Origin of the sequence: Thermosipho sp. 1244, from assembly GCF_018588215.1 — a bacterium.
GTDB classification, from domain to species: Bacteria; Thermotogota; Thermotogae; order Thermotogales; family Fervidobacteriaceae; genus Thermosipho; species Thermosipho affectus.
On record NZ_LNGA01000023.1, the window covers coordinates 126,518 to 142,921 of the forward strand.

Annotated in this window: 18 protein-coding genes; 7 read left to right on the plus strand and 11 right to left on the minus strand. The window is 31.6% G+C overall.

Going from position 1 to position 16,404, the window contains the following annotated elements; all coding sequences use genetic code 11:
* The first annotated feature begins 97 nt into the window (after nt 1–97).
* Entirely contained in the window at nt 98–220 is a 123-nt protein-coding gene (locus tag AS157_RS09600; protein WP_255373658.1) for a hypothetical protein, read from the plus strand.
* An 80-nt stretch (nt 221–300) separates the two neighbouring features.
* Here AS157_RS09600 and rpmB read toward each other — a convergent pair whose 3' ends face one another.
* The 11 genes from rpmB to AS157_RS05775 all read right to left on the minus strand — a co-directional run bounded on the left by rpmB (nt 301) and on the right by AS157_RS05775 (nt 9,107).
* Complete coding sequence (rpmB, locus tag AS157_RS05725) at nt 301–510, minus strand: 50S ribosomal protein L28 (RefSeq protein WP_077289476.1); 210 nt, start codon at nt 508–510, stop codon at nt 301–303.
* Between the two features lie 116 nt (nt 511–626).
* Entirely contained in the window at nt 627–3,113 is a 2,487-nt protein-coding gene (locus AS157_RS05730) for an ABC transporter permease (protein ID WP_231450348.1), read from the minus strand.
* 78 nt (nt 3,114–3,191) lie between these two features.
* Entirely contained in the window at nt 3,192–4,304 is a 1,113-nt protein-coding gene (rpoD, locus tag AS157_RS05735; RefSeq protein ID WP_075666063.1) for an RNA polymerase sigma factor RpoD, read from the minus strand.
* 14 nt (nt 4,305–4,318) lie between these two features.
* Entirely contained in the window at nt 4,319–5,908 is a 1,590-nt protein-coding gene (gene dnaG / locus AS157_RS05740) for a DNA primase (RefSeq protein WP_077289477.1), read from the minus strand.
* Between the two features lie 69 nt (nt 5,909–5,977).
* Complete coding sequence (gene rpsI, locus AS157_RS05745) at nt 5,978–6,376, minus strand: 30S ribosomal protein S9 (protein WP_075666065.1); 399 nt, start codon at nt 6,374–6,376, stop codon at nt 5,978–5,980.
* An 18-nt stretch (nt 6,377–6,394) separates the two neighbouring features.
* The gene (gene rplM, locus AS157_RS05750) at nt 6,395–6,844 is read right to left on the minus strand and encodes a 50S ribosomal protein L13 (RefSeq protein WP_075666066.1); all 450 of its coding nucleotides are present in this window, start codon (nt 6,842–6,844) and stop codon (nt 6,395–6,397) included.
* 2 nt (nt 6,845–6,846) lie between these two features.
* Entirely contained in the window at nt 6,847–7,389 is a 543-nt protein-coding gene (locus AS157_RS05755) for an ECF transporter S component (protein WP_075666067.1), read from the minus strand.
* Between the two features lie 12 nt (nt 7,390–7,401).
* On the minus strand, nt 7,402–7,659 hold the full coding sequence (gene rpmA, locus AS157_RS05760; protein WP_075666726.1) for a 50S ribosomal protein L27: 258 nt from the start codon (nt 7,657–7,659) through the stop codon (nt 7,402–7,404).
* Nucleotides 7,649–7,960: a ribosomal-processing cysteine protease Prp gene (locus AS157_RS05765; protein ID WP_077289478.1), complete on the minus strand. Its 312-nt coding sequence runs from the start codon at nt 7,958–7,960 to the stop codon at nt 7,649–7,651. Before AS157_RS05765 ends, rpmA begins: the two co-directional genes overlap by 11 nt.
* Nucleotides 7,957–8,277, minus strand: coding sequence for a 50S ribosomal protein L21 (gene rplU / locus AS157_RS05770; protein WP_077289479.1), 321 nt, complete (start codon nt 8,275–8,277; stop codon nt 7,957–7,959). Before rplU ends, AS157_RS05765 begins: the two co-directional genes overlap by 4 nt.
* A gap of 176 nt (nt 8,278–8,453) precedes the next feature.
* Complete coding sequence (locus AS157_RS05775) at nt 8,454–9,107, minus strand: DUF3298 and DUF4163 domain-containing protein (RefSeq protein ID WP_197023239.1); 654 nt, start codon at nt 9,105–9,107, stop codon at nt 8,454–8,456.
* A gap of 94 nt (nt 9,108–9,201) precedes the next feature.
* Here AS157_RS05775 and AS157_RS05780 point away from each other — a divergent pair, with 94 nt between their 5' ends.
* From AS157_RS05780 to AS157_RS05805, 6 genes are all read left to right on the plus strand, one after another.
* Nucleotides 9,202–10,302, plus strand: coding sequence for an MFS transporter (locus AS157_RS05780; protein WP_077289481.1), 1,101 nt, complete (start codon nt 9,202–9,204; stop codon nt 10,300–10,302).
* Between the two features lies 1 nt (nt 10,303).
* On the plus strand, nt 10,304–10,777 hold the full coding sequence (gene ruvC / locus AS157_RS05785) for a crossover junction endodeoxyribonuclease RuvC (protein ID WP_077289482.1): 474 nt from the start codon (nt 10,304–10,306) through the stop codon (nt 10,775–10,777).
* A gap of 11 nt (nt 10,778–10,788) precedes the next feature.
* A complete protein-coding gene (locus AS157_RS05790) occupies nt 10,789–14,868 on the plus strand; it encodes a PolC-type DNA polymerase III (protein WP_077289483.1) in 4,080 nt (1,359 codons plus the stop codon).
* Nucleotides 14,869–14,991: 123 nt separating this feature from the next.
* Nucleotides 14,992–15,267: a stage V sporulation protein S gene (locus AS157_RS05795; RefSeq protein WP_075666074.1), complete on the plus strand. Its 276-nt coding sequence runs from the start codon at nt 14,992–14,994 to the stop codon at nt 15,265–15,267.
* A gap of 7 nt (nt 15,268–15,274) precedes the next feature.
* Nucleotides 15,275–15,508 (plus strand): hypothetical protein, encoded by a 234-nt coding sequence (locus AS157_RS05800; protein ID WP_077289484.1) that lies wholly within the window; start codon nt 15,275–15,277, stop codon nt 15,506–15,508.
* A gap of 30 nt (nt 15,509–15,538) precedes the next feature.
* Nucleotides 15,539–16,396 (plus strand): DUF1385 domain-containing protein, encoded by an 858-nt coding sequence (locus AS157_RS05805; protein WP_077289485.1) that lies wholly within the window; start codon nt 15,539–15,541, stop codon nt 16,394–16,396.
* The last annotated feature ends 8 nt before the right edge of the window (nt 16,397–16,404 follow it).

The following is a 16,404-nucleotide window of genomic DNA, read 5'->3' on the forward strand; positions in this document are numbered from 1 at the left end:
ACCTTCAGACCTTATTTTAACACAAAATATAGAATAACGAAAATATTCGATTTTTGATATAGAAATGAATCTTTTGTAAAAGAGAGAACTAATTTCAATGAAATCTCTATTGAGATTAACGGAAAAAGTAACGGCTTCCAAAAAGAGGGAAGTTAGAGCAAAGTATGAGGAGAAAGTGATCGCAAAAACTGGAAAAGAAATGGGGAATTTTAATATGTAGTATAAAGGGTAGTGTGAAGATAAAAAAAATAAAATTACCAATATTTTATACATAAAAACAAAGCGGGGAACACCCGCTTATTACGCCTCCACGCTTTTGCTAACGTACCTTCTAACTTTTCCCGCGCTTAAACAGCTCGTACATACCCACATTCTCTTTACTTTTCCTTCATCTGTTATTACTCTTACTTTTTGTAAGTTAGGTCTAAACCATCTATTTGTTTTTCTGTTTGAGTGCGAAACGTTCTTACCGGTAACGGGTCCTTTGCCGCAAATTTGACATCTTGCCATTTTCATTCTCCCCTTTCTTTTATTTTATCTTTATATATTTTCTACTCTAACACAAACTATATTTTACACTTTTGTTTTTAATGTGTCAATTTTAGAAATGTAAAAAATGTGTTTCATTAATCGAAAACCCTAATTGCTTCTGATGCTTTGATTTTTTGGGCAAGATTTGCAGGATATATGGTAAATATAGCTGTAACAAGGTAAACACCCAGTAGTATTAGCGAAATTTGTTTCCAAGGAATTGTTATTTTGAAATTAGGTATTTCAGAAGATATCATTTTAAAAATATCAAGCGTTATAAAAATATTTGTAAATATTGCCGTGATGATTGCTATTGTGACTATCAAAAAGGTTTCCGTCAAGAAGGATTTGAATATGATTTTTTTATTTACACCTATTGCCTTTAGTGCACCGATTATCCTTCTTCTTTCATGTACATTTTTTAAACTTAGTATGGTTAGTCCGGAAAAACCACTAATAAATCCAAAGTAGAAGAGTTGAATTGCTATATTAACAAAATACTTTATACCGGAAAATATCTTGTTTAATTCTTCTGTTATGTACAAAGGAGAATCAAATTTTTCGTATACAATTTTCTTTGCCTTTTCAGCAAATTTTTCTTTTATTACGCCTGCATATCCCGTAAGTGCTCCGGAAATCTTTTTGTCGTAAACAAATATTGCATCAAGTGGTACAAGTAGTTCTTTTGGATCATATGTATCAACTACGTTAAATGTTTCATTAAATCTTGCACTTATACCAGGTAGTATACCTGTTAGAAGAATGGTATTTGTTCCATTTTTAAGTATGTTTTTATTTCCTAATCCATCTTTTAACTTTAATTTTGGGATATCTTTTCCTTTTATTTTTAAGCTTTTACATATACCTTCTGATGCTAGTATTACTACCAGATGTTTTCCATTTTTCCTTGCGTTGACAAGTTGTATTTTTGAGATATTTTTAAACATAGATTTAAATTCTTCATCATAATTTGAAAAGCTAAGGAAACTTTTTAATGGATTTTCGATTATAATAAAATTGTGTCCTAGTATACCAGTGTTTAGCTTCTGGTTGATATGTTTAAAAATGCTTGTTGGTATAATAGCGGTTAGTATGATTACGAGTGTAATGATTGCATAGACAAGGAAAACAACGTAATTTCTTAATTTTTGTTTTTCAATGTATGAAATTGAAAGTATAGATGTTATGCTGTGAAATTTTTTTAAGATGTTCTTTAATATATCTAAAATCGAAAAAACTAGATATATACTTGCAATTAAAAATATGATAGAACGTATTAAATAGTCCCAATTAACCCCAGTTCCTATTTGAGGGAGTGTCAATAATATAGCAGAAACTCCAGAAATTACCAGGATATAGTTTTTTTTAATGAATATTGGGAGTGTTAAAATTAAGAATATTAAAAAGTAAAATCTGTTGAAATTTAAAATAGTTAAAAGTCCCACAAATAAAAGGAAATACAAGTATTTTTTCTTTGGTAAAATTTCTGTATTGGAAAGTAATACAACAGGAGGTAATTTTGAAAAAGAAATTGAACGAAGGATAAGTAGTAATAATGGTACAACTATAGAAACTAATATTCCCAATAATATGGTTTTTGTAGTTATAAAGAAAGTTATCTTTTCTGGAATCATAGTATTAGATGATAATATTTCCGGTGCTTTATTTACTAAGCTTAATAAGTATTTTCCAAGAAGTATTCCCAAAGTAGCCCCTATTAAAGACGAGAAAATTATATATATAGCTCCTTCTAAAAACAACAATCCTCCAATTTTGTATTTGGAAATTCCCAAAGTTCTTAGAGTACCAAATACCTTTCTTCTGTCTTCGGCTAGTACACCAAAAAAGTTTGAAACAAATAAAAAACTACTTAAAAGTGCAAAGCCACTAAATCCTAAAAATAAATAGCCAATAACTTTATTAAGAGGAGAATACCTTAAATTATACTTAGTAGGAGTAGTTCTAAGATTTGTAAGTTTTGATATTTCTGCTGAAATTTTAAGATGATTTTTTATAGGACTTTTTAAAGAAATAAATACTGTATTTGGTTCCTTATACGTGTAAATTTTGAGGTTTAACATAAGGTCTCTAGGGAGAAATATGCTCCCATTTGTCATACCAGTTTCGCCTCTAAAATTAAATTCTTCAGCTCCTATTTCGTTTATTTCCACAACTTTTTTTCCGTTAAGGGTGATTAAATTTATTTTATCACCTTTTTTTACGTTTAAAGTTTCTGCTAGGTCTTTTGATATTATTACTCCATTGACAATTTTTTTGGAAAAATTAAAAAAATTTTTATCGTATCCTATTGCGAATACATCTATAAATTTTTCATCAAATTGTATTCTAGTGGATATAAGATTAACGAATGTGTAGTCTTTTATTTTTCCTTTCTCTTTAAGTTCGTCAAGATACTTAGATATCTTTGTGGTATTGAGTGTTTTTGGAAAGAAAAATGTATCACTTTTGTCCTTTGCCACTATGTCTATATTTCCAAAATTGTTTTTAATTTTGTTTGCAAACCAATTATTTACAGAGTCATTTAGTGATAATGCTCCCACCACTAACATAGTTGCAATCATACTCCCGAGAATTACCAAAAGGGATTTTTTCCAATTTTTAATTACATTTCGAAATGGTATTTTAAACATTGCTTTCACCTATGATTCATCAGACATTTTAAATAAAAGTTTTAAATATCTGCTTCTAGATGGATGCCTTAATTTTCTAAGCGCCTTGACTTCTATTTGTCTAATTCTTTCACGTGTCACGTTAAAGTATTGTCCCACTTCTTCAAGGGTTTTTGATTTTCCATCAATTAAACCATATCGCATCTTTAAGACCAATTTTTCCCTATCATTTAATGTTTCTAATACTTTTTCCACTTCTTCTCTAATAAGCATTCTCATAGCCTCTTTTCTGGGGGAAGCTATACTTTCGTCTGCAACAAAATCACCTACAGTAGAATCCTCATCTTCTCCAACAGGAGCTTCAAGTGAGGTTGTTTCTTTAGCAGCTTGGAGTATTTCTTCTACTTTTTCAACGGGTTTTCCAATTTCTTTTGCGATTTCTTCTAGAGGCATTTCAGTTCCGTGTTTTTGATAATAATCTCTCATTATCTTTTGTACTTTGTTTATAGTTTCAACCATGTGGACAGGGACTCTAATAGTTCTCGCTTGATCTGCTATAGCCCTTGTTATAGCTTGTCTAATCCACCATGTAGCATATGTTGAAAATTTGTATCCTTTTCTCCAGTCGAATTTTTCTACTGCTTTTAATAACCCCACATTTCCTTCTTGGATTAAGTCAAGAAATGACAATCCTTTTCCTATGTATCTTTTTGCAATACTTACAACTAATCTTAAGTTTGATTCAACTAATTTTTGCTTGGCTCTTTCATCACCTTGTTGGGCGCGTCTTGCAAGTTCTCTTTCCATTGATTGACTGAGAAGCGGTATTTTTCCTATGTCTTTCAAGTACATTTTTATCAAATCCTTAGTTGCCATGTTATCGTAAAATTTTGGGGATTCTTCTAGAAAATCATCTAATGAAACTTCATCTATTTGTTCATGAGGATTTGTTTCGGTTATTAAGATGTTATTTTTTTCTAATTCTTCGTAGACTTTTTCTAAAATGTTTCCATCAAAATCGTCGGTTTTATCAGGTGGAAATGTTTTATCAATATCATCGTATGTTACGAAACCTTTTTCTTTTCCGATTTTTACTAGTTTTTCTATTTGTTTATCCACGGAAAACTTTTTGCTTCTTGCCATCAGGAGATCACCTCCTAAATATTTTTGAGCTTTCGAATAAGCTCTATTCTTGTTTGTAGAAGAATTCTTTTTTCATCATCACTTGCGTTCTTTATATATTGATCTATTTCCTCTATTCTTTTTTCAATATTTTTTCTTTTGATTTGTTTTCTTATGTTTTTAATAAATTCTTCGGTAATTTCCACATTTTCCATTTTTTTCAATACGTCTTTTACATATTCTTGCAAATCTTTAGACATGTTTTCAAAGGAAAAGTTTTTTAAATATTTTAAAATTTCCTGTGAACGTTTACTTAATATTTTTGGGTTTAAATCCAATTTTATATCTGGATAGTTTATTATGAGATAGATTATCATATCATCTAATGTTGGGAGGTTTGAATTTTTTTGGATTATTCTTCTTGTAAAGATGTTGCTTCCGGATATTTCTTTTACTGTATCTTTGAATATTTCTAGTTTTTTTGGAAATTTCTCAAAAATAACCTCCCAATTTCTTATTTCACTGATAAATAGTGAAATTGCGTTTGGATTTTCAAGGTTGTAATTTTTACTTAGTGCAATGGGAATAAATTTTTCTGCTGGGATAGATTCTTTTATAAAATTATAAAGACCATCTTTTCCGGTCGATTTAAATATTTCATCGGGATCTTTTTTTGAAGATTTATTTGCCACCATTACGTTAAAGTTCATAGTAAGAAGGATTTTTATGCTTTGCAAAGTAGCCTTTATGCCGGCTTTGTCCGTGTCAAAAGAAAGTACTACATTTTGTGTGAGTTTTTTTAGTTTATATGCGTGAAATTTTGTAAAGGCAGTGCCGAGTGTTGCAATGGAATTTTTAAGCTCTGCTCTATGAAACGCAAGTGCATCGAAATATCCTTCACATACAATTGCAAAATCTGCATTTTTGATTTTTTCCTTTGCCCTATCTAATAAGAATAAAGTCTTTGATTTTTTGAATAAATCTGTATCAAATGAATTTAAATATTTAGGTTGACCTTCGCCCAATAATCGGCCGCCAAATGCAATTGTTTTACCGTATTCATCTTTAATAGGGATAATTAATCTTCCTTCAAATAGATCCTTTGAGGTGAATCCAAATTTTCTCAAAATTTTTATCCCCAATTGTTGTGATATCTTTAATGGTATGGAGGAATTTAAAGGAGAAAATCCAAATTCGTATTCTAGTATTTCCTCATTTGAAAACCCTCTATTTTTAAGATAATCTAGTGCAATGGGACTTATTTTTAATTGATTTTTATACTCTTGATGTACAAGTGAATAGAACTTGTAGTATAATTGTTGAAAAGTAGAAGTTTTAACGTCTATTTTTACATTTGCTTCTTTTGCTAGTTTTTGAAGTGCCTCGCTAAAGGATATATTTTCTATTTTTTCCAAGAAGCTAAACACATCCCCTGACGCACCGCAACCAAAGCAGTGGAACGTCCGAAAGGATGGGTTTACATAAAATGATGGTGTGGTTTCGGTATGGAAAGGACAGAGCCCACGATAATTATTTCCTACTTTTTGTAGGCTAACATATCTTGAGATAAGTTCAACGATATCAATTTTTGATTTGATTTCCTCAATAATTTGCTTGGAGTACATAAACCACCTCTTTATTTAAAACAACAAACGTGGCAGCAAAAAGCTGCCACAAAGGAAAATGTGGGAATATTAACGTTTGGAGAATTGTGGAGCGCGTCTTGCTTTTCTAAGACCGTATTTTTTCCTTTCTACCATTCTCGGGTCTCTGGTTAGAAGACCTTTTTCTTTTAATGTAGGTCTTAAATCTGGATTGTATTGTAAGAGTGCTCTTGCAATTCCCAATCTAATTGCTCCTGCCTGACCTGACTTTCCTCCACCATTTACTCTAATTAACATATCAAAGGAACCTTCTAGACCAGTCACTTTTAAAGGTTCCATTGCATGAAGGGTCCAGACGGAGTTTTCGAGATAACCATTTAGATCTTCGTACTCTTTATCATTAACTATTACTTTTCCATTTCCCTCTTTTAAATATACCCTTGCAACTGATGTTTTTCTTCTACCGGTTCCCATGTAGTATTCAGCCATCTTCCTTTCCCCTCCTTATTAAAAACTCAATTCGACTGGCTTTTGAGCTTGATGTGGATGCTCTGAACCTGCATAAATTTTAAGTCTTTTTAGTGCTCTTCTACCTAGAATTGTTTTTGGGAGCATTCTCTTAACCGCAAGTTGAATTAATTTTTCTGGGTTTCTTTGTAAAAGTTGCCTTGCGGTAAACTCCTTAATACCACCAGGATATCCTGTATGTCTGTAATATTTCTTTTGAGTCCATTTTTTACCTGTAAGTTTTATTTTATCAGCATTAACAACAACTACAAAATTTCCGCAATCTACATGAGGAGTCCAATTTGGTTTGTTTTTTCCCATTAAAACTAGTGCAATTCTTGTTGCAAGTCTTCCAAGTGTTTGTCCTTCGGCATCTATTACATACCAATCTCTCTTGACTTCTTCTTTCTTTAAAAGTGTTGTTTTCTGTATAGGCAAAGGTCTTGCCATTGTTATTCCTCCCTCCTTATATTTTCGTCAGGTTCTAATATTCCTTTAACTTTTTTGTGTATTATTGCGTTTACGACCGAGTCTATGAAAAACTTTATTGCGTTAAATCCTATTATCCATGGTAATAATTTAAAAACATCAGATAAAGAAATTTTCCAATAATATGGTACAACTACTATGTTTAGAAGTGCCATACCACCCGTTGCAGCTGTTATACCAACTATATACCCTAGTATTTCTCTAACTCTCCCCTTATTTGCATATATCATGGCTGTTGGGACTATAAAAAGTGCACCTGCAGCAAAGTTCATTGCAATCCCTACTATATCTCCTGATTTAAATATGAAAAATAATATATCCTTTATTGCAAGTACTATTAATCCTACTGTTGGGGAATATATAAAAGAAACTAATAATGCAAGTATATCACTTGGATCGTATTTTAGAAAATTTACAGCTGGAAATATGGGAAATTCTATATACATCACAACAAATGAAAGCGCAGCAAACACCCCAATAATTGCCACTTTTTTGGCATTTTTCACCTTTAATCCCCCTTAATACACGCTAACGTATTTTCTGTTATTTCTCACTTCAAATTTTACTTTCCCATCTTTTAGGGCAAATAACGTGAAATCTCTTCCCATTCCTACGTTTTTACCTGGCCATATTTTTGTTCCTCTTTGTCTAACTATTATAGTACCTGCAGTTACTACTTGACCATCAGATTTTTTTACACCTAGATATTTTGGATTACTGTCACGACCGTTCCTTGCGGTACTACTCTTTGCAAAGAGTTGTATGTTAATCTTCATCATTGGTCACCTCCATTTTTATAAATTTAGGAAATTGCAAAGAAAGATCTAAAAGCGTTTCCGTTAGTTCTTTAACAAAAATTTGAGATATCTCGTCGTTTGGAATTTTTTCTACCCTTAGGCATCCATCTTTAATTGTTATTTTTGCACCTTGTTTTTCTAAAAAACGTGCTGTGTGTTGAGAGACAGTACTTACCGCCGCGCAAATTACGTCTTTTCCTTTTCTTTCATACATGGCATGTCCTGTTATTAAAAAATTTTCAAATACCCCATTCTTCTTTGTAAAAGCACACTTAATCATTTTACTTCTATATTTTCAACCTTTATAGCAGTATACCATTGTCTGTGACCTTTGATTCTTTTGTAATTTTTCCTCGGTCTAAATTTTCCAACTATAATTTTCCTTGCTCTACCATGTTCAACAATTGTTCCAGTTATTGAAACATTTTCAAGATATGGTTTTCCGACTAAAACTTTTCCATCATCAGTTTTTACCATCAATACCTTGTCTAGTGTTATAGAGTCTCCTTCGTTTTTTCCTAGAACTCTTTCTGTAAAAAATACTTTTCCAGGTTCTACACGAAACTGTTTTCCACCGCTTTCAACAATAGCGTACACAAACTTCACCTCCTCAATGTTTTTGAAATAAACACACGCTGGAACATGTAGCCATCTCGGCGTTTTCGACACGTTCCAGGCGTCTATAACCTCAAATATTTTACCACTTTTAACGAATTGAAATAAAAAAATTCTGTTAATGTTATTTTTCTAAAAGCTTAACGTTATTCTTTTTATCATTTTTTTAACTGTATATCTTCTACTTTGAATACAAATTCTGGAATTCCAGAAGAATATGGTGCAATTTCATACTGGTTAAAATATACTACCAAACCTTCGTTTGTAAAATAAAATTGATCAGAAGGTAATTCATCGAGTAGAGTTTGAAAATATCTCTTTTTGTCTAATTTAATTTGATTATTTATGTATTTTAACATTTTTTCAATGGAATCACGTGTTACTACATCGTGTAATTTCAATAATTTTCCTTTGGTTATATCGAAATTGTATGCTTTTCTTTTTGTATTTCCATGAGCACCACCTGTATATTCGTAGTAGTCTATTACCAGACTTATTATGTTATCCTTTGAATATGTGATTTTATAATTTACAATTACATTTCCAGGTCTGTATTGCATACCATATTTTTTTGCATCGGAATATGAATAATTCAAAAAATTGTATAAATTCCTTATGTAGTTGTAAATGTCGTTATAAATCATATCATTTATGTACTTTTCCACTGCAAAATTTTCCATATGGAGAAACATAGGATATTTTACGTTTAACTTCCAAATTTCGTTATCAAGCGTGGATGAAAATTCAACATATTGAATGGAAAATAAAAAGAGTGTTTGAAAAATTAATAACAGTATAACTAATTTTTTCATGTTTCTCCCTCCTTTGATTAGCTTTGCGAAATATATAGACATGTTAGGTTTTCGTTGTTATAATTATTGTATCATAAAAAGGATGGTGATGAAGATGGAGTTTGTAACGGCTGTTTTTCACTTTTTTGCAGATTTTTTCAACGCTTTTGTCAAACCACTTGCTCCATATTTTATTGAAAATTTAAGTATAGACAATAGGACTTTTGCAAGTTTTATGGCACTTTTGGGGGGGCTTACTTCCCTATTTCAAGTGTTCTTTGGGATGTATTTTGATGGTAAAAAGAGAGACGGTTTGTACATAACCGTTATAGTGTTACTTGAAATATTCTTTGTTTCATTTTTGGGATTTGTAAACTCTGTATTTTTATTTTTCTTGCTTGTTGTTATAATAAGGGTTTTAAATTCTATTTTTCATCCAATTGGTGCTAGTTTTGCTGGAAAGAGCGAAAAGGGAAAACATATTGCTATTTTTTCGGTAGCTGGAACATTGGGTGCAGGACTTGCACCACTTTTTATAACAATTTTTCAAGGATATGTAGGGATAAAAAAAATGTATATTTTAACGTTTAGTGTTTCTATTTTCCTTTTAGTATTATCAAGGACCATATTACATTATGAAAAAAAGGCTGTGAGAAAGAATTTGTCTTTTAGAGGTGATATTCTAAAGTTATGGCCTATATTTTTGATAGTGGCTTCAAGAAGTTTTTCTATGGATATTTTTCATACGTATATACCTATTTATGTGAATGAAGTTGGAAAATCTTTGATAATTGGCGGTTCAATACTAACATTTGGTATGATTCTTGGTGTATTTACCAATTTTTTTGGTACAATTGTGCTTGAGAAGACAAATGATAGATTTACAAATACTGTGGGATTTTTGGGAATGGGATTTTTTGGTTTATTATTTGTACTTGTTCCGCATTTATATTTAAAGATTGTATTTTTCATTCTATTTGATGGTTTTAGCTTTTTTACCATGTCTTCTAACATAGTTTCTGCTCAAAAACTATTACCCAACAATAAGGCATTGGCTTCTTCAATTTCCATGGGGTTCTCATGGGCAATTGGTAGTTTTTTATCTAGTGGTTACGCCGCAATTTTTGGTAATAATACCATGCTTATGTTTTTAAGTGCAAGTGTGTTACCTGTTTTAACAATCTTTGTTTATAATCTTTCATTGCGGAGGGAATAACTTGATAATAATAGGTATTGATCCGGGATATGGTATACTAGGGTATGGAGTTTTGAAAAAAAATAGGAATAAGATTTCTCATGTAGCTCATGGAGTTATTACAACAGAAAAAGATGTTTCCATGTCAAAGAGACTCCAAATTATATACGAAGAATTTGTTAAATTACTTGAATATTATTCTCCAGATGCGTGTGCAATCGAAAGTTTGTTTTTTTATAAAAATGTAAAAACTGCTATTCATGTAGGTGAAGCAAGAGGAGTAATATTACTTGCAACATCTCAAAGAAATTTGCCGTTATATGAATTTACTCCGTATCAAGTAAAAAATAACATTACCGGTTATGGAAGATCTGATAAAAAACAAGTACAAAAAATGGTAAAAATGCTTTTAAGATTGGATAAAATTCCGAGACCTGATGATGCAGCTGATGCATTAGCTGTTGCTTGGTGTTTAGCAGTGGAATTAAGGTTGTAAGGAGGTATGTTATGAAGTACGTTTTTGATGAATTAAGTTATCCAATTACAAATATAGCTGAATATTTTAATATTGAAATAGATGGTGAAATTACAAAAGTGATTTACGACCAAAGTAACCGCCTTTTGATTTTCTATATAAAGAAGGGAGTTGGGGATTTTCAGTTACTTAGAGAAAAGTTAATGGTTTTTTTTGGAATCGATGTTGAATTTGAGTATGAACTTCTTGAACTAAAAAAAGAGGAAATTTTAGAACTTTTGAATGGAGCGGCGCCTTACGTAAAAGATGTAGAGGTATTTGAAAATGAGATTTTGGTAAAAACTTTTAGTGAATTTGCCGTGAAAAAAATAGAGAAAAAGTTAAAGAACATAGAGAAAATTACGGGTAAACCTGTAAAGATTGAATTTGTTAAAGAAAAATTTGAACCACCAAAAGTTGTTGAAGAAAAAATAAAAACTTTTACAGAGAAAGAGAGATATTATTTTCCATCCAATATACCTTTGAATTCCAAAAAAGTATTTTTGAGGGGAAAGGTGTTCAAGTTAGAAAAGTCAGATTATTTATCAACTATTTTAGTATATATCACCGATAAAAAGGAGTCTATTTTGGGAAAGATTTTTGATGAAAAATTTGAGTCAACACTTAGTGTGGGAAATTGGTATTATTTTAAAGGTTCTATGAATGTCAGTAAAAAAGGAGAATATTATTTTGCGATTTCTGAGATCTATGAAGATCCAAACCCTATTGAACGACAAGATATTTCGGATATGAAAAGAGTAGAATTACATCTTCATTCAAAAATGAGTGATTTAGATGCTATTATAGATATTAAAGAATTGGTAAAAAAAGTAAAAAAATGGGGTTGGAATGCAGTTGCAATTACAGATCACGGTAATGTACAGTCTATTCCTTATTTGTTTGAGGAAGCAGAAAAAAATGGTATTAAACCTATATTTGGTACGGAAATGTACATATTAAATGAGACAGGGGATATAGTAAAAAATTTATCGGATGATTTTGATTTAAGTGAGGTTACATACACTGTATTTGACCTTGAAACAACAGGTACGAATGCTAGATTTGATGAAATTATTGAAATAGGTGCGGTAAAGTATAGAAATGGGGAGATTATCGATAAATTTTCTACTTTTGTAAAACCTACAAAAAAAGTCTCAGATTTTACTCAAAAGCTTACAGGTATTACAAATGAGATGTTAGAAGATGCAAAGGATATATATGAAGTTTTCCCAAAATTTTTGGAATTTATTGAAGGTACAGTTTTAGTAGCACATAACGCAGATTTTGATTATGGGTTTATAAGAGAAGTTTATAGAAAGTTACACAAAAAAGACTTAGTTCTTCCCTATTTGGATACTTTGAAACTTTCCAAAGAAGTTTTAAGGGGAAAGGTAAAATCTTTTGGACTTGGAAGGCTTGTGGAATATTTTAAATTAGGCCCATTTAAACATCATAGGGCTTTTGACGATGCCAGTGTAACTGTAAAGTTGTTTGAAAAATTATTAGAACTTGTTATAAGACGCGGTATAAGGACTTTAAAACAAGTAAATAACTTAAAGAGTAGCTCTTATTCTAGTATTAGAACAAAGAGACAATTTAATCATCTGACTATACTTGTGAAGAATAAAGTGGGGTTAAAAAATCTATATAAACTCGTATCTGATGCGCATGTAAAATACTTTAAATATGTACCATTTATTCCAAAGAAAGAGTTAATAAGATACAAAGAAGGGCTTTTATTTGGTACTGGATGTGAAAATGGTGAGCTCTTTCAAGCATTAACGGGTTCTTCGACAGATGAAGAAATTTTAGAAATGCTAAAAGAGTATGATTTTGTAGAGATTTTTCCGATAAATACTGTGGTAAATGTTGAAAAAGATGTTGCAAAACAGGTTTTTAGAAGGTTATACAATTTAGCAAAGAGATTGGATTTACCTGTAGTTATGGTTAGTAATGCACATTTTTTAGAACCAGAAGATATCAAAGCAAGACATGTACTACTTGCGCCAGTGGAAAAAAGTAATCCAAATGATGAGGATTTAAGAGATAAAAATGCAATGTTGTACCTTAGAACTACTCAAGAAATGCTAAAAGAGGCAATGGAAATTTTTGAAGATGAGGATATAGCAAGAGAAGTTGTAGTTGAAAATAGTAATAAAATTGCAGATATGATTGAATATGTAAAACCAGTGAAAAGAAAATTGCATCCTCCAATTATTGAAGGTGCTGATGAAAATGTAAGGAATTTATCTATTACCCGTGCAAAGGAACTTTACGGTGATCCGCTTCCAGAGATTATTGAAAAACGTTTGGAAAAAGAATTAAAAAGCATAATCGACAACGGCTATGCGGTGTTGTATGAAATTGCACACCTTATAGTTAAAAAGGCAAACGAAGACGGTTATGTAGTTGGTTCGCGCGGTTCAGTTGGTTCTTCGTTTGTCGCATACCTTATGGGAATTACCGAAGTTAATCCTCTACAACCTCATTATCTTTGTCCTGAATGTAAATATTTGGAATTTTCAAAAGAAGTAGGTTCTGGATATGATTTGCCTAGTAAAAAGTGTCCAAAATGTGGAGTAGAGCTTGTGAAAACGGGGCAGGATATACCTTTTGAAACTTTCATGGGATTCAAGGGGGATAAGGTACCTGATATAGACTTAAATTTTTCTGGAGAATATCAAGATAGAGCTCATAACTATATTGTTGAACTTTTTGGAAAGGACAATGTTTTAAGGGCGGGAACTATTAGTACAATAGCGGAACGAAGTGCTATTGGTTATGTGAAAAGTTATATGGAGGTAAAAGGTGAAAGTTTACAAACAGCAGAGCAGATTAGATTAGCTGAAATGGTTGCCGGTGTTAAGAGGACAACCGGTCAGCATCCCGGTGGATTGATGATAGTTCCAAAAGATATGACTGTGTATGATTTTACACCTATACAGTATCCCGCAAATAAGAAAGATTCAGGGATGTGTACAACACACTTTGCATATGAATCCATACACGATGATTTGGTGAAATTGGATGCATTGGGACACGATGATCCTACAATGTTAAAGCTTTTGCAAGAATATACAGGTATTGATCCTACAAAAGTCCCAATGGATGATAAAGAAACATTGCAAATATTTTCTTCTTTAAAGTCTTTGAAGATCAAGGCGAATGATTTAGGTACTGATGTTGGAACGATAGGTATTCCAGAATTTGGAACAGACTTTGTGCAAAAGATGTTGAAAGAAACTAGACCAAAAACATTTGCAGAACTTGTAAGGATTTCTGGACTTTCACATGGCACAGATGTATGGCTTAATAATGCACAAGATATAATAAGTTCTGGAAAAGCAACTCTTTCAGAAGTGATATCATGTCGCGATGATATAATGATATATCTCATAGATGCAGGGGTTGATGAGTCTAGAGCATTTAAGATAATGGAAAACGTGAGAAAAGGAAAGGGTATTTCAGAAGAAGATGAACAAATAATGAGGGAAAAGAATATCCCAGAATGGTTTATACAATCTTGTAAAAAAATAAAGTATCTTTTTCCTAAAGCCCATGCTGTTGCTTATGTAAGTATGGCCTTTAGAATAGCGTATTTTAAAGTGCACTATCCACTTGCATATTATGCGGCGTTTTTTTCTATAAAAGGTGATGAATTTTCTGTGAAAACTATTCTAAAAGGTAAAAAGGCAATTAAAAAACGACTCGTAGAATTAGGTGCACAGATAAAAAAAGATGTAAAAGAGAAAAATGAAGAAAAAGTACTAGAAGCAGCCCTTGAGATGTATTTAAGGGGATTTGAATTTTTGCCTCCTGATATATTTAAGAGTGATTATAGAAGATTTATTATTGAAGATAATAAATTAAGGATACCTCTAAATAAAATTCCCGGCGTTGGAGATAGCGTTGCTCTATCCATTTTACAAGCAAGAAAGGGAAAGGCTTTTACTTCAATTGAAGATTTAAAAAGAAGAACTAAATTAAGTAAGGCACATATTGATACTATGAAAAAATTGGGTGTTTTGAAAGATTTACCTGAGACTGATCAATCTTCTTTGTTTGATTTTTAGGTTTTTATCAGATTAAAATAAAAAAATTTTTGGCAAAATTTTGTTTTTTTGTAATTTTATGTTAAAATATACTTGTGTTGTTACAGTTCTATTAATATTTGTTCAAGGAGGAGTGGTATAGCTATGGAAACACTTAAGGTTAGTTCAAAATCAAATCCTAACAAGGTGGCAGGTGCTATTGTAGGTTCGCTTAATAAGAACGAAAAACTTGAGATTCAAGCAATTGGTGCTGGGGCTGTTAACCAGGCGTCGAAAGCTTTAGCAGTGGCAAGAAGATTTCTAGCGGAAGAGGGGAAGGATCTATACGCAGTACCTGGGTTTATAGAAGTTGAAATTGATGGTGAAACAAGAACGGGAATTTCCTTTAGAGTATATCTTACTAAAAAGAAGGCGGAATAAATCTTGAATGGGTGAATTGGAGTATATAGCTCGAATTTGTAGAGATGATAAAAGGTTGTTGAATATAGTAGAAGATATAGCAAAGATGACGCAGGAAGAGAAAGATGAGTTTGCAAATAAGATGCGTAGTTACTTCATTGATAAAAATACGGAAGAAGATAGAAGTGCGTATAGGTTTTTTAAGGTAGTTTTAGAAAATGATAATGCAAGGAAAATTTTGGAGATGTTGGGGGATATTTGACCCCAATTTCTTTATTATGGGAGGAATGACATGAAAGTAGGAGGACAGGCGATAATAGAAGGTGTCCTAATGATGGGGAAAAAAATAGTTATAGCCGTTAGGAACGAATCTGGGGAAATAGTTAAAGAGGAAATTGGAAAGATAAAAAACAAAAAGATACTAAAAGTTCCATTTCTGAGGGGATTATTTAGTCTTTTTTACTCGATGTACTTTGGATTGAAGGGTTTAGATAGGTCAGCGGAAATAGCAACAGGTGAAGAAATGAAAAAGTCTGAGACATTTTTTTCTATTTTTCTTGCAATTGTTTTGGGAATAGGATTTTTTGTTATGCTCCCCGTCTATTTAACGGGATTGATAGGAATAAACAATGATGAATTTTTATTTTCATTGGTGGATGGGTTTATAAGGTTGGGATTTTTCCTTTTGTATGTGTGGATAATTTCGTTTATGAAAGATGTAAAAAGGGTTTTTCAATACCATGGAGCAGAACATAAAACTATACATGCGTATGAAAATAATGAAGAATTAACAGTTGAAAATGTGAAAAAATATTCTACTATTCATCCAAGATGTGGTACGAATTTTGTAATGATTTTTTTTATTGTTGCCATAATATTATTTAGTTTGTTTGGAATATACAGACCTTTGACATGGCTTGAAAGAATAGTTGTTAGAGTTGTTTTTATTCCGATAATTGCCTCGATTTCATATGAGCTTTTAAAGTTATTTGATAAGGTGAAGTTTTTGAGATTTTTGGCTTTTCCTGGGCTTCTTTTGCAAAAACTTACTACAGCAGAACCGGATGGATCACAAATTGAGGTTGCAATTGAGTCTTTAAAATTTGCACTTGAGGGTGAAGATGAAGAAGAAGTGGAATATATTGGTTAAAAAATGGG